We start from the raw sequence: 21,915 nt of genomic DNA, 5'->3' as shown, positions 1-21,915 counted from the left end.
TTGAAGACGCCGGTTCTTTCATTTGGCGGTAAGCCTGCGTTATTTTCCGTAATACTCTCGATACCACGCGACGAATTGTGTGATACCGTCTTTCAGATCTGTCTGGGGGCGATAGTTCGTCAGTCTTTGTAGCAGCCGATTGTCCGCCCAAGTGGCATGAACATCACCCATCTGCATCGGCATGAAATTCTTGATCGCCTTCTGCCCCACGGCCTGTTCGATGGCTTCGATGAAATCCATCAGGCGCACTTTTTCGCCGTTGCCGATATTCACGATGCGATAGGGCGCGACGGGCGACAGGCTGTCTCCGTCCTCGATATCCTCACGGCTGGCTGGCCGCACCGGAGGCACATCGATCAGCAATCTGATGCCGCGTACAAGGTCCTGGACATGGGTGAAATCCCGGTACATGTCGCCGTGATTGTAAATGTCGATCGGGCGACCATCCAGGATGGCGGCGACAAATTTGAAATACGCCAGATCCGGTCGTCCCCAGGTGCCGTAGACGGTAAAGAAGCGGAACATGGTCGTCGGCAAATCCCACAAATGGGCATAGGAATGCCCCATCGCCTCATTCGCCTTTTTTGTCGCGGAATAGATGGTAAGCTGGGTGTCGGCTTTTTCCGTCTCGGTGAAGGGCATGTCCTCGTTGGCACCGTAGATGGAGGAGGTCGATGCCATCAAAAGATGATCCACCTTATGTTGCCGTGCAATTTCCATCGCGTTGAATGTTCCAACGACATTCGATTCAACATAGCTGCGGGGATGTTCCAAACTGTGTCTCACACCGGCCTGAGCCGCCAGATGAACGATGACTTCCGGCTGAAATTCTTCGGCGACCTGCATCAACCGATCAAAATTTTCCAACCGATCCTCGGTTGCCGTGAACCCGGGTGTCTGAAGCAGAATTTGATGCCGACGCTGTTTCAGGACCACATCATAGTAATCCGTCATCCCGTCGTATCCATGCACGCGGAACCCTTCCTCTAACAGCCGCTTTGCCAGATGGAACCCGATGAACCCCGCAGAGCCCGTAATCAAAACCCGTTTCATAGAACCCTCAAAACGCCCTGCACGATCATCGCTGAACAAAAGGTTCTTCCCGTGATGCCGGGTCAAACATTTTGAACTGCGCCGAAGGTCATATCGAACATCCAGACGTCATTGGTCAACTCTTTGCTGATTCAATCAGATGCTCATTGCCGCCAATGGGCGAGAAGGATAGGGATCAACGTGTATGATTACGAACTGGATCAGACGGTGGTTCGACCGCACGGCGGGGCGGACAACGAATGCAGTGTCTTGCGACATCGCTCCGGCCGAGAAAGTGACGGCCGTGGGCGATATCCACGGTCGTCTGGACTTGTTGCAGGCGTTGTTGCCCAGACTGGACGATCAGAGCTTGCTGGTCTTTGTCGGAGATTACATCGACCGAGGGCCATACAGCGCGCAGGTGCTGCGCCACCTGTTTCACCTGAGCGAGACGTCAGGAGGACGCGTTCAGTGTCTTCTTGGAAACCACGAAGAGTTTCTGTTGCAATTCCTGGAGGTGCCGGAAGGCAACGCCCGGCTCTGGTTTCAAAATGGGGGTGTGCACACGTTGGCGTCTTTCGGGCTGAAACCGCCCGGGGATATCGACAACTACCAGCAGGTTCGAAAACTGGCGGATGATCTTCGCCTGAAGATGGGGGAAAGCCTGATCAACTGGCTAGCTGACCGGCCTTTGACCTGGACTACCGGCAACGTCACATTCGTTCATGCGGCGCTGGACCCCCGACATCCGACTGAGGCCCAGGATCGCCAGATTTGCCTCTGGGGACATCCCATGTTTCCCAGGCTGGCCCGCAGCGATGGCCAATGGGTGGTGCATGGCCACACCATCGTGGACCTGCCCCGGATCAGGAACCGGGTGGTATCGATCGACACGGGCGCTTTCGCTTCGGGTCGTTTGACAGCCGCCGAGATCAACGCCGGAAGTGTTCAGTTCACCTCGACCGGATGAACAGTGGGCCTTTAACCGACGATCATTTGCTTCATGCGAAGCGCTTCATATTCCAACTCTTTGAGACGGAAGTGGACAACGTCTCCGATCGTGATGACGCCGCACAAATTGCCGTCGCGCAGCACCGGCATATGGCGAAAACGACCCTCGGTCATTGTTTTCAGAACTTCATTCAGCAGATCATCCGGTGTGCAGGTCTTAACATCCCTGGTCATGAGGTCTTCGACCGATTGCGGAAGGGTCTGGCCGGGTGTGTCTGCCATGCGCCGAACGATGTCGCGCTCTGACAAAATCCCCTGCAATGCCCCGTTCTGATCCGTCACGAGAACAGCGCCGATCCGTTTTTCCTTCAGCGTGTTAACCACGGAATGGATCGTGTCATTTGGCCGCACCGAAAACACCGCGTCCCCTTTACCTTCAAGCAGTCTGGCCACGGTTGTCTGCGAATGCGACAGGTTCGATTCCGCAGACTGGCTGTACGTCGTCTTGTCAGCCTTGTCGCCACGCGAAGGCGACTGGTAAGAGGTTGGAGCCATGGGCAATCTCCTTGTGGTTCTTGCAAAGTCTTTCCCTTTCACCTTAGCGCAGCTAAACGACCTGTATAGGGTGCAATTGCGCCGATCGGCAAAAACGCGGGCCCGGAAAGGACGTTCAAGCCATTGAGTGAACTCTATCTTACTCCACCCATAGCGGCATTGATCTTCTTTGCCGTTGTTGTTTGTGGCCACAATTTCCGCATGGCGTGGAAGCAACAGCCGCCGGGTTGGCAAAAACGTGCGTGGTTGTTCGGCGTGCCGGCGGGGGTCGGCCTTTTGGTGCTGGGTTTCCTGCCGCTGAAGATGTGATCGCAGTTTGACTCTGGCGGGGGCCACTGGCATATGCCGGGCACAGAATTTCCCGGAGATCGCCGATGCGTCTTTTGCCTTTACTGGCCGTTGCCACCCTCCTTTCCGGCTGTTTGTTCGACAAAGAACCCGAGGTGGTTCGTCTGTCGGGCGAAACAATGGGCACGACCTTCAACATAACCGCGATCGGCGAAGATCTTGATGAGGCCGCATTGGCCGCGGCTGTCGAAGAGACGCTGGCCGAGGTGAACGCCAAAATGTCCAATTGGGATCCAGAATCCGAGGTGTCCGTCTTTTCCGCTTCAACTAGCACAGCCCCCGTTCCGGTCTCGGACGAACTCGCACTGGTCCTTTCGGCCGCCAATGACGTGCACGAAAAAACCGGTGGGACTTTTGATGTAACTCTGGGCCCGCTGATCGAACTTTGGGGCTTTGGCCCACGCAAGCCCGAGGATCCAGTGCCATCGGATCCCGAAATCGAGGCCGCGTTAAGCGGCGTCGGGCAGGCCCGTTTGCTGACGCTCGACACCGAAGCCGGCACGCTGTCGAAGGCTGATCCGCAGGTGGGCATCAACCTTTCGGCGATCGCAAAGGGCTATGGCATCGATGCGGTTGCCGGCGCTTTGCAGGATGCTGGTATCGACGATTACCTTGTCGAGATCGGCGGTGATCTTGTTGCCAAAGGCAAGAATGAGCAGGGCGAAGCCTGGCGCATTGGCATCGAAAAGCCTGAAACGGGCGCTCAGAGCATTCAACTGATCGTTTCCCTGGATGATCGCGGCATGGCCAGCTCGGGCGACTACAAGAATTTTTTCGAACAGGACGGTGTGCGGTATTCGCATATCATCGATCCGACAACGGGACGCCCGATTACACATCGCACGACTTCTGTCACGGTTCTTGCGGAAAACGCAATGTTGGCTGATGCCTGGGCAACGGCCATGCTGGCTTTGGGTCACGAGAAGGGAATGGACATTGCGGAAAAGTATAAACTTGCCGTGTACTTCATTTCGCGGGATGTGACAGGCGGCGAAGATGCCTATATTACGTCGCACAGCACCGCGTTCAAAGACGCTTTGGGAACCAACTGACAGGCAGGAACCGAGATGAGCACTTTTATTCTGTCCTTTATTCTTTTGGCGCTTGTCATGGTCGGTATGTCATTGGGTGTCATGCTGATGGGGAAGACCATCAAAGGCAGCTGCGGCGGCCTGAATGCGATCTCGGGCGCCGATAAATGCGTTGTGTGCCAAAAGGATGTCGACCCGGACAGCCCGCTGCGCGATCAGTTGCAGTGCAAACGGGCCAGGAAGATGCTGGAACAGATGGAACATCAGGCCTGAAGCAAGTTTTGCTTCGCTCTGCGAACGGAAGTGGCTAACTAGGTCCCCATGACTTTCGGGGAGGCGCCGCGTTGGCCAAGGCAAAGAATATCCTGTTCATCATGTTCGACCAGCTGCGCTGGGATTATCTGAGCTGTTACGGGCACCCACATCTGCATACTCCGAATATCGATCGTCTGGCCGCGCGCGGTGTCCGCTTTGACCGGGCCTATATCCAATCGCCGATTTGCGGCAGTTCCCGTATGTCGACCTATACCGGGCGCTATGTGCATTCCCATGGGGCTTCATGGAACAACATTCCCCTCAAAGTGGGTGAGATCACGTTGGGCGACCACCTGCGCAAGGCGGGAATGGATTGCTGGCTGGTCGGCAAGACACATATGGCCGCCGATGCCGAGGGGATGGCCCGTCTTGGGTTGGAGCCCGACAGCATCATCGGGGCCCGCGTCGCGGAATGCGGGTTTGACGTGTTCGAACGCGATGACGGGTTGCGCGCAGAGGGTCCGGACGGGTTCTATGACCCGGACGGGGCAAAGAAATACAACCATTACCTAGCAGACAAGGGGTACGAGAGCGACAATCCGTGGCATGATTTTGCCAATTCCGGTCTGGATGCCGATGGCAACGTGCTGTCAGGGTGGTTCCTGAAGAATTCATCCGAACCTGCAAATATCGCGGAAGAGGACAGTGAAACACCATATCTGACCACCCGTGGAATCGAGTTCATGAACAGCCATGACGGACCATGGTGCTGTCACCTCAGCTACATCAAGCCTCACTGGCCTTACATCGTGCCGGAACCTTACGCTTCGATGTACGGGCCTGAACATGTCGTGCCCGTGGTCCGCTCGGAAACTGAGCGAAAGAATGCCCACCCCGTCCTGAAGGCCTTCATGGACACCAAGGTCGGGCAGGCATTTTCACGAAAGGATGTCCGCGAGGCGGTGATCCCAGCTTACATGGGGCTGATCAAACAAGCGGATGACCAGATGGGTCGCCTGTTTGACTGGATGGAGAAAACCGGGCGGATGGACGACACGATGATCGTGCTGACCTCAGATCACGGTGATTTTCTGGGCGACCACTGGATGGGTGAAAAGACCTTTTTCCACGATGCCTCAACCAAAATGCCGCTGATCATTTATGACCCATCACCCGAAGCGGACGTCACGCGCGGCACCACCTGCGACGCGCTGGTCGAGTCGATCGATCTGGTGCCAACGTTTCTGGAACTGGCAGGCGGCGAAAAGGCCGGGCATATTCTCGAAGGGCATTCTCTGCTGCCGATCCTGCATGGTCAGTCCGACAAAACGCCCCGACAGGTCGCGATCTGCGAGTATGACTATTCCGCCTCTCCCATTGCGCAGCGGCTGAACGCATCTGTTCGTGACGCGGTGATGTTCATGGTCGCGAATGAAAAGTGGAAGCTCATCCATTGCGAAGGCGGGTACAGGCCGATCCTGTTCGATCTGGAAAACGACCCCGATGAACTGGTGGATCTGGGTGACAGCGCGGACCATTCGGACGTCATCGCGCAAATGTACGATTACCTGTTTGCCTGGGCGCGGCGCCCGTCACAGCGCACCACCCGGTCCGAACAGCAGTTGATCGATATGCGAACCCGAAGCGGGGGCACAGGCATCATGATCGGCATCTATGATGAAAACGACACGCCGCTGGAACTGACGGTCAAGTATCGCAACCGCAAGGCAAAGCCATACACGCGTTACCTCAAAGGCTAGTCTCGTCCGGGTTTTCCCCGATAATACCATGATGGCTTTGCGTTGAAAAAAGCAGCGGCTCATTGTCCTCCAGCGATAGGCCGAAGCCGCCAGGCCGTTTGATTAATTCTGCGTAATTTGCCGCAAAGATGGTTCACCCCTTGCCGACCAGACGCTAGAAGAAGACCCAAGAGCAGTAATCGGAGAATTTCAATGCCAACCCCCAAACCCGTTGTTCTGTGCATTCTTGATGGGTGGGGCGTGTCAGACGACACACAGGCGAATGCGCCCCATCTGGCGAACACGCCGACCTTTGACGCGATCATGGCCAAATGCCCGCACGCCACGCTGACAACGCATGGCCCGGACGTAGGTCTGCCCAGTGGGCAGATGGGTAACTCCGAAGTCGGTCATACTAATATAGGTGCGGGCCGTGTTGTGGCCATGGATTTGGGGCAGATCGACCTGGCCATCGAAGACGGTTCGTTCTTTGGAAATGAGGCATTGCAGGCATTCATTTCCAAGGTCAAATCCTCAGGGGGGACGGCTCATCTCATGGGGTTGGTCTCGGATGGTGGTGTTCACGGGCACCTGAACCACATCATCGCTGCAACCAAGGCCATTACGGATGCCGGTGTTCCGGTCGCCCTGCATGCGGTCACGGATGGGCGCGACGTGGCCCCCAAATCTGCGCTGACCTATTTTTCCCAGTTGGAAGAACGGCTGCCCGAGGGGGCACGTGTCGTCACGGTAAGCGGTCGCTATTTCGCCATGGATCGCGATAATCGCTGGGAACGGATCGCAGAAGCTTATGACGCGATGATCAACGGCAAGGGCAGGGCGGCCGACACCGCACATGGCGCCGTGGACCATGCCTACAACCAGTCTGAATCTGACGAATTCATTACGCCGACCGTGTTGCAAGGTTACAAGGGCGTCACCGACGGCGATGGTTTTTTCTGTCTAAATTTCCGCGCAGATCGTGCTCGTGAAATCCTGCGCGCGATTGGTGAACCGGGCTTTGCCGAGTTCGAAACCGGGCCGCGGCTGAAACTGTCGGCGCTGCTGGGCATGGTAGAGTATTCCGACGGTCACAACGCATATATGACCGCGGTTTTTCCGAAACGGGCGATTGTGAACACGCTCGGGGAATGGGTCGCCAAGCAGGGGTTGCGTCAGTTCCGGCTGGCTGAAACCGAAAAATACCCCCATGTCACTTTTTTCCTGAACGGGGGCAAGGAGACCCCTGAAAAAGGTGAAGATCGCTATATGCCCAAATCACCCAAGGTTGCGACCTATGATTTGCAACCCGAGATGTCCTCGGCTGAGGTCACAGCCAAGTTTGTCGAGGCGATCGAACAAGGTTACGACCTGATCGTAACCAATTACGCCAACCCAGATATGGTCGGGCATACCGGCGACCTTCAAGCTGCGATCAAGGCATGCGAGGCCGTTGATGCGGGGTTGACTCAGGTCGTTGCTGCCTTGGAAAAAGCAGGTGGAGCAATGATCGTCACCGCCGATCACGGTAACTGTGAAGTGATGGTTGATCCGGAAACCGGCGGTCCGCATACGGCACACACGCTGAATCCGGTGCCCATAGCTTTGGTCGGAGGGCCAGAGGGCGCGCAGGTGCGTCAGGGGCGGTTATCTGATCTGGCGCCGACCCTGCTTGATTTGATGAACCTGCCCAAACCGCCGGAAATGACCGGAGAAAGCCTGCTGTCATGAGGCTGGCCGCCCTAGCGATTGTGCTGCTTTCAGCTTGTCAGGCCTTTGCCCAGACCGACGCTTCTCGGGCAGCACTGGATGCGGCAAGGATGCTGGAACAGGCGTCGATCTCGCTGAGCGAAGCAGACGGCGCAAGGGACCGGGTGCGGGCGCTGACCAAAACGATACAAGCCTATGAGGCCGGGCTGAGCGCGATGCGGACCGGTCTGCGCAAGGCTGCAACACGCGAAGCGCAACTGAGCGCGCAATTGAGCGCGCGTGAAAAGGACGTCAGGCAGTTGCTTGGCATCTTGCAGACCATCGAAACGACCGCGCCGCCAGTGCTGATGCTGCACCCGTCAGGCCCGTTGGGCGCGGCGCGGGCCGGAATGATGCTGTCCGAGGTCACGCCTGGGCTCAATGCAAAAGCGCAAGCGCTGGCACAGGACCTGCAAGAGGTTCAGACCCTGCGTCTGCTGCAACAAAGCGCCTCGGAAACTTTGACCGAAGGGCTGCGCGGTGTGCAGGACGCCCGCACGCGGTTGAGCGAAGCGATTGCCGACCGCACTGATTTGCCGCGTCGGTTTGTCGAAGACCCGGTGCGCACGGCCATTCTGATTTCTTCGACCGAGACTCTGGATGGTTTTGCAAGCGGTCTGTCAGAGATTTCAGAAGGCGAGATCATTGAAACCGACGCAAGCATCCTGGATCAGAAAGGACAGATTCCCTTGCCGGTGCAGGGCATTCTGCTGCACAAGGCCGGTGAACCGGACGCCGCAGGGGTCGCCCGCGCTGGTCTAGTCATCGGCACCCGTTCCCGTGCGCTTGTAACATCCCCCACTGCGGCCACGATCCGTTATCGCGGGCCACTGCTGGATTTGGGAAACCTTGTCATTCTGGAGCCGCAACCGGGCCTGTTGTTCGTGTTTTCGGGCTTGCAAGAGGTCTATGGTCAACCCGGGCAGGTGATCCCCAAAGGCACTCCGGTCGGCCTGATGCCGGGTGAAACGCCGGAAATCGGCGCAATATTGTCAACAAGCGGTGATGGCACTGGAACTGATCGTCCAGAAACGCTCTATATAGAGGTAAGAGAAGACAACACCCCGGTGGACCCGGAAACTTGGTTTCGGACCGACAAGGATGGATAAACGAGTATGAAGAAATTTGTGATGGCCGGTTTGGCCGGAACTGTGGCAGGTATTCTTGCGACTACGCAGATCGCAGGCCCACTGCTGGCGCAAGAGGCTGTGAACAAGGCCAGCGTCTATGAACAGCTTGACCTGTTCGGTGACATTTTTGAACGCATCCGTGCGCAATATGTCGAAGAGGTCGAGCCTGAAGAACTTATCGAGGCGGCAATCGATGGTATGCTGACCTCTCTTGATCCGCATTCCAGTTATCTGTCGCCCGATGATGCCGAACAGATGCGCGTGCAGACCCGGGGCGAGTTCGGTGGACTGGGTATTGAGGTCACGCAGGAAGACGGTTTTGTCAAAGTCGTGTCTCCCATCGACGACACACCCGCTGACGAGGCCGGGATCGAAGCCGGAGATTTCATCACACATGTGGATGGCGAAAGCATTCTGGGCCTGACGCTGGACAAGGCGGTGGATCTGATGCGGGGGCCGGTCGGCTCCGAGATTGTTATTACCGTCGTGCGCGAAGGCGAACCTGATCCCTTCGATGTCACCATTATCCGTGACACGATCAAGCTGACCGCCGTTCGCGCCCGCACCGAAGGCACAAGTGTCGTCCTGCGGGTAACGACCTTTAATGATCAGACTTTCCCCAACCTACAGGAAGGGTTGAAGGAACAGATCGAAGAAGCTGGTGGCATCGACAAGGTCAATGGTGTCGTACTGGACCTGCGCAACAACCCGGGCGGTCTGTTGACACAGGCCATCAAAGTTTCGGATGCGTTCCTGAACGAAGGGGAAATCGTCTCGACCCGTGGACGGGACCCGGAAGAGGGTGAGCGTTTCAATGCCACCCCCGGCGATCTGGCGGAAGGCAAACCCATTGTCGTGTTGATCAATGGTGGTTCGGCCTCGGCATCTGAAATCGTCGCGGGCGCGCTACAGGATCATCGCCGGGCCATCGTCGTCGGCACCAAAAGCTTCGGCAAAGGGTCGGTTCAGACAGTGATGCCGCTGCGGGGTGATGGTGCGATGCGCCTGACCACGTCCCGGTATTACACCCCATCGGGGCGGTCGATTCAAGCTCTGGGTGTCAGCCCTGATATTATCGTGGAACAACCCCGTCCGGCGCCAGAACCGGAAGAGGAAGAAACCAACGCCCGTTCGCGCTCCGAGGCCGATCTGCGCGGCAGCCTCAACAATGACAGCCTGAGCGAAGATGAGATCCGCCAGATAGAAGAAGATCGCGCCAAGGCCGAGGCAACCGCAGAGCTGAGGGAAGAGGATTACCAGCTGGCCTATGCCATCGATATCCTGAAGGGACTATCGGCCTTCAACCCCAACGGGCCGTCACAGTAAAACGGTAAGGGCTGCGGGTGTCGCAGCCCTTGGCTCCCGACTTCAGCTTTCGATCCGGTGCAGTTTCTTTTCGTCGAGAAGCAGCGCCAGAACGAGACCGACCGAGACGGACAAGGCCGAAAAGACGAAAGCCATACTCATCCCGCTGTCAAACGCCGCCGACAATGCCCGTTGAACCGTCTCTGCCTCGCTGGATGACAACCGGCTTATTACCGCGTGGGCGGACGGCGTATCAAGTGTTCCGCCATTGATCGTGCGAAGCTCTGCTTCGGTCAACTTGATGCCCGAAGCGGCCACATACTGGCGAAGCTCAGACAGGCTGACGACGTACATGATGGCCGTGGCACAGGCGACAGAGATTGCGCCGTAAACCAGGTGGGTCATGAAACTCAGGCCGCCAACCAGCCCAGCCCGTTCCGGCTTTACGGCGCACATTGCAGCAGTGCCTGACGGCCCAACCGTCAAAGTTGCGCCCAGCCCGATCATCGCCATGCCGGGCAGGATGCGAAAGTACCCCAGATCACCGGGCAGCACGACAATGGTCGCAGCGCCGATCGTTGCGATCAGATATCCCCAAAACAGCAGCCGCTTGGGGCCGAAATCATTGTAAAGCGTACCCGAAACAATTGATCCCACGGCAAGCAACACGGTCAGCGGCGCCAAGCCCAGTGCCGATTCAAACGTCGACCAGCCCAGCACCTTTTGCATGTATTGGGGAAAATACAGCAGCCCCACAAATGCCGCGGACACGTTGAACATGTTCAGGCCAAGGGTGATGCGAAACTCGCGGTTTTGCATCATCTGCGGCAAAAGCAGTGGCTCTGTCACGCGTTTCTCGACTTTGGGGAACAGAATGAAAAGCGCAGCGCTGGTGAAAAACAGCATCAACAACGGGACGGACGTCCACCCCCAGTCCGCGCCCACATCCAAACCGTAAAGCAGCAGCAAAACGGCAAAAGACAACACACCCATCCCGGCGAGGTCGAGGTGTTCATCCGGTTTGTGCTGTGCTTCGCGCTCCATCAGGATCAGCGCGGTGGCCATCGAAATGCAGGAAAAGACCACATTGGCGAGGAAAAAGTAGCGCCACTCTCCCAAGTTCACGGCCAATCCGCTTATCATCGGACCAAACACATTGCCGGTGGTCACACCTGCCAGAATTAGCCCCATCACCAAGGCTCGATGTTCTGGCTTTGATACTTTGGTTGCCCCGAAGGCCAGCGTGCAGGGCCATACACAACCCGCGCCGATGCCTTGCAGCGCACGCGCAATGACAAGAAAATCAAGACTGGGCGAAACAAAGCACATGACTGAGGAAAACAGAAAGATCGACAGGCCAAAAAGCATCATCCTGCGGTGGCCGTACATGTCGCCAAGTCGCCCGCCTGCGACCATGGTCATGGCAAAAAACAAGGCATAGATGTTCAGAACCCATTGGGTGCTGGTGATATCGGCGTCAAAGCTGCTTTCGATCGCAGGCACCAGCATCAGGGCGCCGGTAAAATCAATACCGATACCAAATCCGGTAACCATCAAAGCGATGACTTTGACTATGCTGCTGCGATCCATGATAAGGCGCGATCCGTTCTGAAAACGCCAATGATGCACGAATTTTGAAAGATTGACAGGAAAACCAGCCGGAACGGATCAGGGGTCGTCGCGGCAGATCCGGCGGAAAGCGCGTTTCAGCATATCCAGTTCAGCCCGCAGCAAATCAATTTCGGCCCTTAGGTCATCTGCGGCGGGCTCACCGGCAATCACCGTGAAGCTTCCCAGTTTCTCGGTTGTGGCTGCATCTGCAACGACGAACGTGTGCACGCCTTCGGATAGGGCTGCAACAGGCACCTGTATGCGCAAGTCCCATCCGTCTGCTGCGGGCGACAGGTCAACATTGCTCAGGGTTTCGCCCTGATAGCTTACCTCGGGGTTAGGCGTACTGCTGGCTTGAATGTGACCTTGCCAGATTCCGTTTTCGAACCGTATGAAGGTTAGCTTGGTCTGCGTCATGACTGATCTTCTCACAAATCGGCGCGATGAAAACGGCAAAACGTAAGATCCCGCACCACCATGCGATTCATCTCGGGCGTTTCAAAAATCAAATCCAGCCAGATTTTTTCGATCCTGCGCTCATTCAGGGGGAGATGCGCCAGATCAAAATCCACGGCCTTTGATACCTCGCCGGGATCAAGGCGTCGCAACACCTGTTCCATATTGGGCCCGTGCTGAATGTTGAGGCGCGCGAAAACGCCCGATGGCTTTTCACACTCGATCAGGGTTTCCAGCCTCACAAGATGCTCGCGCGTCAGGTGAATTGCAGCGTCCTCAGGCAATTCAACCGAAACGGACAGGAAGGACCCCCCAAAGCTGAAAGCCTCGATCACGAGACTGAACGGAGCCAAATCTCTGTCCTCTCTGTTTCGGACTTGCCGCACGGCAATTTCAGAAAACGGGCAATCGTGGAACACGCTGACCTGACTGTCCAGGACGGTCTTTCGCGGTGCCGAAGCCACACCCGGTTGCGTGAGGGGCGCACGCCATAGGTCGGGACGGCAGCTCCAGTCTGTTCCGACGGGTTTGGGAAACTGTGTGGACCCAATCGTCGGCCGGATCAAGCGACTGTCTGCCTGCTGAATTAAATGATCAAGATGCCTGCGCAAACTGCGGGCCTGATCCCGTTGCAAGCGCAAATCTGCCTGGCTGGCATACGGCGCCTGATGCGCGGCCCGACGCCAGCGCCCCAGAGTCTTGCGATGAATATAGCGATCCAGAATCCTGCCCATGGCCACGTCGTCCGATAATGCCCGGCCTTAGTCAAGGACAACGGCATGAACAAAACCGTAATAACGGAATTGCTATCGAAGCCTTGTGTTTTCCTGTTGGGGTCTGACCACAATTTGGATAGGCGCAACATGCTGAAACTGAACTGGTCTATTCTTGCAATGTACCGGGTCAGTGCTTACCGTTTGGCTCCTGCAAAGTGGGTCATCCCAAGAACAGCCACACAACAGTTTAGCGCATGACAAGGCCAGGTTATGGAGTCCACTTTATTTGCCTTCATTTGGAAATATTCGAAGAAACAGCAACTTGTTCTACTTCTGCTGACGGTCCTGTCGTTCCCGTTTCTTTACGCCTCGCTGGAACTTCCCAAACAGATCATCAACGACGCAATCGGCGCGCCGGGTGACACGGTAACCATCTGGAACTTCACCGTGACGCAGGTTCAGTATCTAATGATACTGTGTGTTGCGTTCCTGGCGACGGTGATCGTGAGCGGTGTCATGAAGATGCGCATCAACACGATGAAGGGCGTCCTTGCCGAGCGCATGCTGCGGCGCCTGCGCTATACGTTGTTTCAACGGTCGATGCGGTTTCCGAAATCCTATTTTGCGACCACCAGCCAGGGTGAGCTAGTATCGATGATCACGTCCGAGGCCGAACCGATGGGTGGCCTGATGGGGGATGCCATCGCGCAGCCGGTTTTCCAGTTCGGCCAGATGATGACGATCGTCACCTTCCTGTTCATGCAAAGCGTTTGGTTCGGACTTGCCAGTATCGCGCTGATCCCGCTTCAGGCCTGGCTGATCCCCAAGCTTCAGCGGCAGATCAACCTTCTAAACAAGGACCGCATTCAGGAAGTCCGACGTCTGAGCTCGGAGATCGGCGAAACTGCGGCAGGTATCAGCGATCTGCGTACCAACGGAGGGTGGCGCTATCGCCTTGCGCAATTCAGCCATCGGCTAGGGAAACTGTTCGAGATCCGTTTCAAGATCTACAACAAAAAATTCTTCATGAAGTTCCTTAACAACCTGATAACTCAGATGACACCCTTCCTGTTTTATTCAGTGGGAGGATATCTGGCGATTACCGGTGAGGTGACCGTAGGTGCGCTGGTTGCCGCATTGGGCGCCTACAAGGATCTGAGCGGCCCATGGAAGGATCTGCTGACCTATTACAACCAGGTGCAGGACATGTCTTTGCGTTGGGAAATCGTCACCGAAAGATTTGCGCCTGACAACATGATACCGGAAGAGCTGTTCGAGGGAGAACCTGAAACCATCCCGCGTCTGACTGGCGACATCGAGCTGCGAAATGTGACGGTTCGCGACAGCGATGGGAAAACCGTTCTCGAAGATCTTGATCTGACCATTCCGCGTGGCGCGCGCGTCGCAATTCAGTCTGGACAGGCGTCGGAACGCAGTGCGTTGGGACAGCTTTTGACTCGTGAGGTGTTGCCGGCTCAGGGTGAGGTGATAATAGCGGGGCATAATCTGCGGGGTCTGCATCAGGCCGTCATCGCGGCCCGGATCGGCTATGCCTATTCGCGCCCTTACCTGTTTGACGGCACATTGGGCGACAACCTCATGATGCCTTTGCGCACGCATCCACGACATCAAGCAGATATGCTCAAGGCCCCGACGCGGTGGCAGATCGAAGCTGTTCGTGCAGGCAATTCACCGGATTCTCTGGACGATGAATGGATTGACCCGGGTCTCGCCGGTCTTGACGATATCGACGACATACGTGACTGGTGGTTCCAGCTGGTGGAAGCGATGGGCATCGACGAGTTCATGTTCCGCCGCACTTTGCGTACGCAGTTCGACCCGGAAATTCACCCGGTCCTGGCACAGGAAGTTGTCAATTTACGAGGGACCATCGCCGAGCGCTTGGCAGAAAAGGGGCTTGATCGATATGTGTACCGTTTCGACCCTGATCGCTTTAACCCGGCAGTTCCGCTGGGCGGAAACTTGTTGTTCGCGGCGCCATCCAAGGACATTTCTCCGGATATACTGGCGGGTGACGAACGGTTCGTTCAGATGCTCAGCGCCCATGATCTGGTTGACGACGTGATCAGCATTTCTCAGGCCGTCATGGACACGCTCAGCAAGACCTTCGGGCGGGACGGGGCGGATCACCCGCTTTTCCTGAGGCTTGGCATGTCCAAGGACATGTATCACAAATTGCTGGATATCGAAGAACGGCGCAAAGCCAAGGGTGATATGGCCGTGAGCGACCAGGAGCGCGCATTGCTATTGACGGTACCGTTCCTGTTGACGGCCGAGCAGATCGGCCCAAACTTCCCGGAAGAATACAAGGAAAAGATTCTTGCCATCCGCAAAAGTCAGGCTAAGCGGCTGCTGGACGCGATGGGCGGCATGTTCATGTCAGTTGCGCCGGACATCTATGTGCCACGTCTGACCGCGATGGAAAATGCGATCTACGGTCGGGTTTCGTTGATGGCCGGTGCACACGCGGACGAAATAGAAGACGTTGTGGCCGAAGCCATGAACGAAGCCGGCCTGCGACGCCGTGCAGCTGCCATCATCTACGATCTGGCAGCAGGCCTGGGCGGGAACAATCTGCCGACCGTCTTTCAGGAGCGTGCCGCATTCTCACGCGCGGGTATCAAACGGCCTGACGTCCTGATTCTGGACAGGGCCCTGGCAAGTCACGATTCCGAAAGCCGGTTGCGCACCCGCCTGAAACTGCGGGAATTGTTGCCGGATTCCATTATGATCTTTATGGAAGATCACTTTGCACATCCCGAAGCGTATGATCTGTTTGTGGAAATCAAGGATGGCCGTATCGATGGTGTGTCACGATCCAAATCCCCGCAAGAAGACAGCACGTCGGACGATCTGAGCCGCAAGCTCGAAATCATTTCGGCGACCGAGTTGTTTTCCGGCGTGGATGGCCGCAACCAGCGGTTGTTGGCGTTCTCAGCGCAATGGTACGAAGCAGCAGCGGGGCAAGTCATTTTCTCGCGTGGTCAGGCGCCCGACGCGGCGTATCTGTGCGTCTCAGGGCAGGCCAGGCTGGACTGGCCCACGGATGATGGAAAAAAACGCCCGATCTCGATCATCGAACCCGGGCGGCTGATCGGTGATCTTTCGATCATAACAGGAGAGCCCAGACAACTGGATCTGGTCGCCACCGAAGATTGCAGGTTCCTGCGTATCGGCGCCGAGGAACTGCGTGCCGTGGTCGAAAGCGACGCTTCGGTTGCTACGCAATTGCTACAGACTGTTGCGGGATATCTGACTACGTTGTCCACAAGAATCAATGCGGCGCAGAACCCCGAGGAGCTGCTCCCGACTATTACGGATCAGGCGATTCAGGAAAGCACGGGTGAAAATGCCTGAAGCATATTCCGCTCATGACCATCTGGTCGAAACCGCACGCGGCAAACCGGAAATCTGGCGCCTGTTGCTGGGGCTCTTGCTGGTTGCCGTGCTGGTCAGCGTTCTGAACATGGTATTTTTTACCGTGGTTGCCGGGATGGGTCCGGAAAACTGGGCGCAGACGCTTCTGTTGGGCGGTTCACCCCTCGCGCTGCTGTTGCTGTTGGCCAGTTTCGGATTCATCATTCTGGGCGTGGCCGTCGCCGCGCGGCAGGTTCAGCACAGGTCTTTGGTGTCCATCGTGGGCGGGTACCGATTGGCTGCGGGCCAATTCCTTAAAGTGTTGAAAGCACTTCTTATTTTGGGCGTTGTCGGGTTCCTGCTGCCGCCTTATGGCTTTGGCGGATCTCTGTCGCAGAACCTGCCATTGTCAACCTGGCTTCTTCTTTTGCCGGTTTCGGCCTTGGTTGTTCTGGTGCAGACCAGCGCCGAAGAGCTGTTGTTCAGAGGCTATATTCAGCAAACCCTGGCAGCCAGATTCCAATCGCCTGTCATCTGGATGGGGGTACCATCCATCCTGTTTGCAATTGGACATTACACACCGGACATGGCTGGCGACAACGCGTTGCTGATTGCGCTGTGGGCTTGCGTTTTCGGTCTGCTGACATCGGACCTAACGGCACGGGCGGGAACATTGGGGCCAGCTATCGCCTTGCATTTTTTCAACAACATCATTGCGTTGCTGTTCATCTCGTTGCCGGACAACCTGAACGGGCTGGCGCTGTACACCCTTCCGTTTGATGCATCTGATGCCGAACAGCTTCGTCCCTGGCTTCTGGTGGACCTTGCCGTGATGTTCGTTTGCTGGCTGGCCGCGCGACTTGCGCTCAGGCGTTGATTGCAATTCCTTCCGTGGCGTCCTATTTGACGTCAACACCGCACAAGCCAAGGTTCCGACATGAACTGGATCACAAACTACGTCCGCCCCCGGATCAACTCGATCTTCTCACGCCGCGAAGTGCCTGAAAACCTCTGGCACAAATGCGACGAATGCGGAACGATGCTGTTCCATCGCGAGCTGGCGGAAAACCAGAATGTCTGCACACAGTGCGACCACCACATGGCGATCACACCGCGTGAGCGGTTCAAGCACTTGTTTGACGGCGGCATCTTTACCGAACTTGAAGTGCCCGCGCCAAAAGACGACCCGTTGCAATTCCGCGATCAGAAGAAATACCCCGACCGCATGAAAGCAGCGCAGAAGAAGACCGGCGAAAAGGAAGCCATGCTGGTTGCCTTGGGTGAAATTGGCCGCACCCCCATTGTGGCCGCCGCGCAGGACTTTTCGTTCATGGGCGGATCGATGGGCATGTATGTCGGCAACGCGATCATCGCCGCCGCGCAGGAGGCGGTAAAACTCAAACGGCCGCTGATCCTGTTCTCGGCAGCCGGTGGCGCCCGTATGCAGGAAGGTATCCTCAGCCTGATGCAGATGCCGCGCACCACCGTGGCAGTCGAGATGCTGAAGGAAGCCAACCTACCATATATCGTGGTGCTGACTCATCCGACAACCGGTGGCGTTACTGCGTCTTATGCGATGCTGGGCGATGTCCATATCTCGGAACCCAATGCGCTGATCTGCTTTGCCGGACCTCGCGTGATCGAGCAGACGATCCGCGAAAAACTGCCCGAAGGCTTTCAACGCGCCGAATACCTGCTGGATCACGGGATGCTGGACCGTGTCACCAGACGTACCGAAATGCGCGATGAACTGATTACCATCACGCGGATGCTGATGAATCTGCCGCCGGCGATCATGGGCGATCTGCCGGCACCGGAACCAACCGACGCAACAGAACTCCCCGCCGAAGAGACAGATCAGAAATGACGGCCAGGACGTCCGACGCCATCCTCGACCGGATGATGGCGCTGCACCCCAAGATCATTGATCTGACCTTGGACCGTGTCTGGCGTCTGCTGGCGGCATTGGACAATCCGCAGTTGAAATTGCCGCCGGTCATTCATATTGCCGGGACCAACGGCAAAGGCTCGACTCAGGCGATGATCAGAGCGGGTCTAGAAAGGGCAGGGCGCTCGGTACACGCCTATACCTCGCCGCATCTGGCCCGTTTTCATGAACGTATTCGATTGGCCGGAGAGCTGATCTCGGAGCCAGAACTGACGGCGGTTCTGGATGAATGCTACGCTGCGAATGGCGGCGAAAACATCACTTATTTCGAGATCACAACATGCGCCGCCCTGTTGGCCTTTTCCCGCGCCAAGGCAGATTTCACATTGCTCGAGGTCGGGCTGGGTGGGCGCCTGGACGCCACAAACGTGATCGAAAACCCGGCCGTCACGGTTATTACCCCCGTATCCATCGACCATGAACAGTTCCTGGGTGATACTTTGGGCAAGATCGCGGCGGAAAAAGCGGGCATCATCAAGCCCGGCGTTCCGTGCATTGTCGGCCCGCAACAGGACGAAGCGCTTGAGGTCATCGAATACACGGCCGCCCGATTGGGTGCGCCTTTGTTGGTTCATGGTCAGCACTGGCACGTGCAGGAAGAAAACGGGCGTCTGATCTATCAGGACGAAACCGGTTTACGGGATGTGCCTCTGCCCAACCTTCTGGGCGCACATCAGATTCAGAATGCGGGCGCAGCGTTGGCTGTTCTGCGCCATCTGAACATGGGCGACGACGCATACGAAGCTGCCGTGACCAAGGCCGAATGGCCGGCGCGAATGCAGCGTCTGAAATCCGGCCCGCTTGTCGATCAGGCGCCGCATGCCGAGATTTGGCTGGATGGTGGTCACAACGCCGCCGCCGGAATCGCGTTGGCGGATGTACTGACGAACCTGCCGCAAAAACCCACGCACATGATCTGCGGCATGCTCAACACCAAGGATGTGACAGGGTATCTTGCACCTCTGGCAGAGAAAGCGACAAGTCTGACAGCCGTGTCCATTCCGGGTGAGACCGCAACGCTCAGCGCGGAAGAAACCGCTGCGGCTGCGGCCAGGGTCAACCTTCCCGCATCCACCGCCGACAGCGTGGCGGACGCATTGAAAGTGATTGCGGACAATGACCCGCAGGCGCGGGTTCTGATCTGCGGCTCGCTCTATCTGGCTGGGAAAATTCTGCAAGAAAACGCGTAGGCGCGTGCCAACCTCATGATCTGGCTGACACTGTCTTGGATGGGGCGCGGGCGATACGGGCGGATCAGTGTCCCTGTCGCCCCCAATCCTGATCCTGCATTTCACGCAGGCGTGATGCCGTGCGTTCAAATTCGAAGGTTCCTTCGCCTTCGACATACAGCATCTCGGGTTCCGCTGCAGCCGAGCAGATCAAACGCACCCTGGCTTCGTAAAGCGCATCAATCAGGGTGACAAAACGTTTGGCCTCGTTGAAATTGTTGCGCGACAGGCGTGGGATGTCCTCAAGCACGAGCACTTTTACCTCTTCGGCGATCGCCAGATAATCACCCGGCCCAAGCATGCGGCCACACAGATCATAGAATGAAGCCCGCGCGACCCCGTTGCGAAAGGCGGGCAATTCAACGGCCCGGCCTTTGACGTGCAGCACAAGCGGATCAGCGGGTCCACCGGCAAGATCTGTCCAGACCTCTCTGATCTTCTGCCGGGCTTCTGGGCCAATCGGAGTGAAATAGACCGGGGCACCCTCCAACCGGTTCTGCCGATAGTCCGTCGGCGACACCAATTCCCACACCTGCAACTGCTCTTTGATATGCGCGATGAACGGCAGGAACAGCTGCCGGTTCAGCCCATCCTTGTACAGATCGTCGGGATGCCTGTTCGACGTGGTAACCACGACCACGCCGCCTTCGTGCAACAAGTCAAACAGCCGCCCGACAATCATTGCGTCCGTAATGTCGGTGATCTGCATTTCGTCAAACGCGAGCAAGCGAACTGAATTGACCACCTCTTTCGCCACCGGTGCCAGGGCATCCTCGACATTCTGTTGCCGGGCCTTGTGCATTCCGGCGTGAATTTCCTGCATGAAAGCGTGAAAATGCACGCGTCGTGCCGGGATATTGCCCAGCGTATCGACGAACATGTCCATCAGCATGGATTTCCCACGCCCGACACCGCCCCACAGGTACAACCCTTTGGGTGGCGGAGGCGCCTTGCGGAAGAGCCCGCGTTTGACCGGCTTGGACAGCGCCGCCCGGATGCGTTCGAATTGGGGCAGAACGGCCTCTTGCGCGTCGTCGCGTGTCAGCGTTCCGTCCGCGATGCGGGCCTCGTAAAGCGAAATAAGATCCGTCATGAATCCGAGCCTTACCCGTCGCCTCGGCCGTTGAAAAGAAGCCATTTTTGGCGACACATCAATTTTGTTTATCCGTGACCGCAAATCTGCTGAATTGACGGTGACACCAAAAGTAATACGGTCCTTCGGACGTTACGCCTGAGGTTCCATGCCCCGATCCGCCCGCTTGTTGAATCCGATTCTGATTGTCGGATGTATCATCATCACGGTCAGCTTCGCCGTTCGTGCGTCGTTCGGCGTATTCCAGATTCCGATAGCCGATGAGTTCGGCTGGCTGCGGACCGATTTCTCGATGGCGATTGCAATTCAAAACCTGGCCTGGGGCATCGGGCAGCCGATCTTTGCGGCGATTGCCGAAAAGGTGGGCGACCGCCGAGCCATCATCCTCGGCGCTCTCACGTACGCGGCTGGCATGGTGCTGACGGCGTGGTCCGTTACACCGTTCGAGCATCAGATATACGCGTGGCTGGTGGGTTTCGGCATCGCCGGGACCGGGTTTGGCGTGGTTCTGGCGGTTGTCGGACGCGCGTCCACCGATGAAAACCGGTCCATGTCGCTGGCCATCGTTACCGCCGCGGGCAGCTTTGGGCAGGTTCTGGGGGCGCCGACCGCGGAATGGCTGCTGACATTCCTGCCTTGGCAGCAGGTTTTTGTCGTGTTCGCCGCGGCAATTCTTGCCCTTGTGCTGACCTTGCCCTTCATGCGTGCACCACAGCCCGTTTCGAAGGCAGAGATGCAAGAAAGCATGAGCGAGATTCTGGGAAAGGCGTTCCGCGACCCTTCGTATGCGCTGATATTTCTGGGTTTTTTCAGCTGCGGATACCAGCTGGGCTTCATCACCGCGCATTTCCCGGCTTTCGTGGCCGAGATGTGTGGACCAATCCTGCCCGGAGGCGTACTGCATTCCATCGGGATCACCTCTACATCCGCACTTGGTGCGGTGTCGATTTCATTGATCGGTCTGGCCAATATCGGCGGCACGCTACTGGCGGGTTGGGCCGGCAACCGCTTTCCGAAAAAATACCTTCTGGCAGCGGTTTATACGGGCCGGACGATTGCAGCGGCTTTGTTCATCGTGTTCCCGATCACACCCATTACGGTCATCGTGTTCTCGCTGGTGATGGGATCGCTTTGGCTGGCCACCGTGCCGCTGACCTCGGGGCTCGTCGCGCATCTATACGGTCTGCGTTATATGGGAACGCTCTATGGCTTTATCTTCTTGAGCCACCAGATCGGCAGCTTCCTGGGCGTCTGGCTTGGCGGACGCATGTATGACCAGTATGGCGACTACAACATGGTTTGGTGGATCGGGGTCGCGATCGGTGCCTTCAGCGCCATAGTCCACCTGCCGATCCGCGAGAACCGGTCAGCAGTTCCTGCCTGAGGCAC

19 protein-coding genes are annotated in these 21,915 nt (G+C 57.0%); 13 read left to right on the top strand and 6 right to left on the bottom strand.

All coding sequences use genetic code 11. From position 1 onward, the window contains the following. Positions 1-39: 39 nt before the first annotated feature. Complete coding sequence (locus GS611_RS12935; protein WP_171636234.1) at positions 40-1,053, bottom strand: NAD-dependent epimerase/dehydratase family protein; 1,014 nt, start codon at positions 1,051-1,053, stop codon at positions 40-42. A 184-nt stretch (positions 1,054-1,237) separates the two neighbouring features. Between GS611_RS12935 and GS611_RS12930 the strand changes: the two genes are divergently transcribed. Then, positions 1,238-2,002 carry a metallophosphoesterase family protein gene (locus tag GS611_RS12930; RefSeq protein WP_171636232.1) on the top strand — a complete coding sequence of 255 codons (765 nt, stop codon included), beginning with the start codon at positions 1,238-1,240 and terminating at the stop codon, positions 2,000-2,002. 11 nt (positions 2,003-2,013) lie between these two features. On the opposite strand, the gene GS611_RS12925 is transcribed toward GS611_RS12930, so the two are convergent. Further along, positions 2,014-2,538, bottom strand: coding sequence for a CBS domain-containing protein (locus GS611_RS12925; protein WP_171636230.1), 525 nt, complete (start codon positions 2,536-2,538; stop codon positions 2,014-2,016). 123 nt (positions 2,539-2,661) lie between these two features. Here GS611_RS12925 and GS611_RS12920 point away from each other — a divergent pair, with 123 nt between their 5' ends. From GS611_RS12920 to GS611_RS12890, 7 genes are all read left to right on the top strand, one after another. Beyond that, a complete protein-coding gene (locus tag GS611_RS12920; RefSeq protein ID WP_170345279.1) occupies positions 2,662-2,847 on the top strand; it encodes a hypothetical protein in 186 nt (61 codons plus the stop codon). Between the two features lie 65 nt (positions 2,848-2,912). After that, complete coding sequence (locus tag GS611_RS12915) at positions 2,913-3,938, top strand: FAD:protein FMN transferase (RefSeq protein WP_171636228.1); 1,026 nt, start codon at positions 2,913-2,915, stop codon at positions 3,936-3,938. A 15-nt stretch (positions 3,939-3,953) separates the two neighbouring features. After that, on the top strand, positions 3,954-4,190 hold the full coding sequence (gene nqrM, locus GS611_RS12910; RefSeq protein WP_171636226.1) for a (Na+)-NQR maturation NqrM: 237 nt from the start codon (positions 3,954-3,956) through the stop codon (positions 4,188-4,190). 71 nt (positions 4,191-4,261) lie between these two features. After that, positions 4,262-5,932: a sulfatase-like hydrolase/transferase gene (locus tag GS611_RS12905; protein ID WP_171636224.1), complete on the top strand. Its 1,671-nt coding sequence runs from the start codon at positions 4,262-4,264 to the stop codon at positions 5,930-5,932. 192 nt (positions 5,933-6,124) lie between these two features. Then, positions 6,125-7,642, top strand: coding sequence for a 2,3-bisphosphoglycerate-independent phosphoglycerate mutase (gene gpmI / locus GS611_RS12900; RefSeq protein WP_171636222.1), 1,518 nt, complete (start codon positions 6,125-6,127; stop codon positions 7,640-7,642). After that, complete coding sequence (locus GS611_RS12895; protein ID WP_171636221.1) at positions 7,639-8,769, top strand: murein hydrolase activator EnvC; 1,131 nt, start codon at positions 7,639-7,641, stop codon at positions 8,767-8,769. Before gpmI ends, GS611_RS12895 begins: the two co-directional genes overlap by 4 nt. Positions 8,770-8,775: 6 nt before the next feature. Beyond that, on the top strand, positions 8,776-10,116 hold the full coding sequence (locus GS611_RS12890; protein ID WP_171119151.1) for a S41 family peptidase: 1,341 nt from the start codon (positions 8,776-8,778) through the stop codon (positions 10,114-10,116). Between the two features lie 42 nt (positions 10,117-10,158). On the opposite strand, the gene GS611_RS12885 is transcribed toward GS611_RS12890, so the two are convergent. The 3 genes from GS611_RS12885 to GS611_RS12875 form a co-directional block, all read right to left on the bottom strand. Further along, positions 10,159-11,685, bottom strand: a complete 1,527-nt coding sequence (locus tag GS611_RS12885) for an MFS transporter (protein WP_171636219.1) — start codon at positions 11,683-11,685, stop codon at positions 10,159-10,161. A 78-nt stretch (positions 11,686-11,763) separates the two neighbouring features. After that, complete coding sequence (locus GS611_RS12880; RefSeq protein ID WP_171636217.1) at positions 11,764-12,123, bottom strand: hypothetical protein; 360 nt, start codon at positions 12,121-12,123, stop codon at positions 11,764-11,766. Between the two features lie 11 nt (positions 12,124-12,134). Continuing rightward, positions 12,135-12,896 (bottom strand): DUF6478 family protein, encoded by a 762-nt coding sequence (locus GS611_RS12875; RefSeq protein ID WP_171636215.1) that lies wholly within the window; start codon positions 12,894-12,896, stop codon positions 12,135-12,137. Between the two features lie 252 nt (positions 12,897-13,148). On the opposite strand from GS611_RS12875, the gene GS611_RS12870 reads away from it, so the two are divergent. Genes GS611_RS12870 through GS611_RS12855 form a run of 4 tightly spaced genes read left to right on the top strand, consistent with a single transcriptional unit; the run spans position 13,149 to position 19,394 of the window. After that, positions 13,149-16,256, top strand: a complete 3,108-nt coding sequence (locus GS611_RS12870; RefSeq protein WP_171636213.1) for an ABC transporter transmembrane domain-containing protein — start codon at positions 13,149-13,151, stop codon at positions 16,254-16,256. Continuing rightward, positions 16,249-17,133: a CPBP family intramembrane glutamic endopeptidase gene (locus GS611_RS12865; protein ID WP_171636272.1), complete on the top strand. Its 885-nt coding sequence runs from the start codon at positions 16,249-16,251 to the stop codon at positions 17,131-17,133. Before GS611_RS12870 ends, GS611_RS12865 begins: the two co-directional genes overlap by 8 nt. Before the next feature lie 60 nt (positions 17,134-17,193). After that, the gene (gene accD / locus GS611_RS12860; protein WP_171636211.1) at positions 17,194-18,123 is read left to right on the top strand and encodes an acetyl-CoA carboxylase, carboxyltransferase subunit beta; all 930 of its coding nucleotides are present in this window, start codon (positions 17,194-17,196) and stop codon (positions 18,121-18,123) included. Continuing rightward, positions 18,120-19,394 carry a folylpolyglutamate synthase/dihydrofolate synthase family protein gene (locus GS611_RS12855; RefSeq protein ID WP_171636209.1) on the top strand — a complete coding sequence of 425 codons (1,275 nt, stop codon included), beginning with the start codon at positions 18,120-18,122 and terminating at the stop codon, positions 19,392-19,394. Before accD ends, GS611_RS12855 begins: the two co-directional genes overlap by 4 nt. Before the next feature lie 64 nt (positions 19,395-19,458). On the opposite strand, the gene zapE is transcribed toward GS611_RS12855, so the two are convergent. Next, positions 19,459-20,526, bottom strand: coding sequence for a cell division protein ZapE (zapE, locus tag GS611_RS12850; protein ID WP_171636208.1), 1,068 nt, complete (start codon positions 20,524-20,526; stop codon positions 19,459-19,461). A 148-nt stretch (positions 20,527-20,674) separates the two neighbouring features. Between zapE and GS611_RS12845 the strand changes: the two genes are divergently transcribed. Next, positions 20,675-21,910 carry an MFS transporter gene (locus GS611_RS12845; protein WP_171636206.1) on the top strand — a complete coding sequence of 412 codons (1,236 nt, stop codon included), beginning with the start codon at positions 20,675-20,677 and terminating at the stop codon, positions 21,908-21,910. Positions 21,911-21,915 lie beyond the last annotated feature (5 nt).

The sequence above is a fragment of the Ruegeria sp. HKCCD6119 genome (assembly GCF_013110585.1).
In the GTDB taxonomy this organism is placed as follows: domain Bacteria; phylum Pseudomonadota; class Alphaproteobacteria; order Rhodobacterales; family Rhodobacteraceae; genus Ruegeria.
Note: the sequence above shows the minus strand (reverse complement) of the source record. Positions and strands in the feature narration are given on the sequence as shown.

Bases quoted from the DNA above. Each gene is read 5' to 3' on its own strand.
- GS611_RS12935 (WP_171636234.1), bottom strand. From the start codon at position 1,053: ATGAAACGGGTTTTGATTACGGGCTCTGCGGGGTTCATCGGGTTCCAT.
- GS611_RS12930 (WP_171636232.1), top strand. From the start codon at position 1,238: ATGATTACGAACTGGATCAGACGGTGGTTCGACCGCACGGCGGGGCGG.
- GS611_RS12925 (WP_171636230.1), bottom strand. From the start codon at position 2,538: ATGGCTCCAACCTCTTACCAGTCGCCTTCGCGTGGCGACAAGGCTGAC.
- GS611_RS12915 (WP_171636228.1), top strand. From the start codon at position 2,913: ATGCGTCTTTTGCCTTTACTGGCCGTTGCCACCCTCCTTTCCGGCTGT.
- nqrM (WP_171636226.1), top strand. From the start codon at position 3,954: ATGAGCACTTTTATTCTGTCCTTTATTCTTTTGGCGCTTGTCATGGTC.
- gpmI (WP_171636222.1), top strand. From the start codon at position 6,125: ATGCCAACCCCCAAACCCGTTGTTCTGTGCATTCTTGATGGGTGGGGC.
- GS611_RS12895 (WP_171636221.1), top strand. From the start codon at position 7,639: ATGAGGCTGGCCGCCCTAGCGATTGTGCTGCTTTCAGCTTGTCAGGCC.
- GS611_RS12890 (WP_171119151.1), top strand. From the start codon at position 8,776: ATGAAGAAATTTGTGATGGCCGGTTTGGCCGGAACTGTGGCAGGTATT.
- GS611_RS12885 (WP_171636219.1), bottom strand. From the start codon at position 11,685: ATGGATCGCAGCAGCATAGTCAAAGTCATCGCTTTGATGGTTACCGGA.
- GS611_RS12880 (WP_171636217.1), bottom strand. From the start codon at position 12,123: ATGACGCAGACCAAGCTAACCTTCATACGGTTCGAAAACGGAATCTGG.
- GS611_RS12875 (WP_171636215.1), bottom strand. From the start codon at position 12,896: ATGGGCAGGATTCTGGATCGCTATATTCATCGCAAGACTCTGGGGCGC.
- GS611_RS12870 (WP_171636213.1), top strand. From the start codon at position 13,149: ATGGAGTCCACTTTATTTGCCTTCATTTGGAAATATTCGAAGAAACAG.
- GS611_RS12865 (WP_171636272.1), top strand. From the start codon at position 16,249: ATGCCTGAAGCATATTCCGCTCATGACCATCTGGTCGAAACCGCACGC.
- accD (WP_171636211.1), top strand. From the start codon at position 17,194: ATGAACTGGATCACAAACTACGTCCGCCCCCGGATCAACTCGATCTTC.
- GS611_RS12855 (WP_171636209.1), top strand. From the start codon at position 18,120: ATGACGGCCAGGACGTCCGACGCCATCCTCGACCGGATGATGGCGCTG.
- zapE (WP_171636208.1), bottom strand. From the start codon at position 20,526: ATGACGGATCTTATTTCGCTTTACGAGGCCCGCATCGCGGACGGAACG.
- GS611_RS12845 (WP_171636206.1), top strand. From the start codon at position 20,675: ATGCCCCGATCCGCCCGCTTGTTGAATCCGATTCTGATTGTCGGATGT.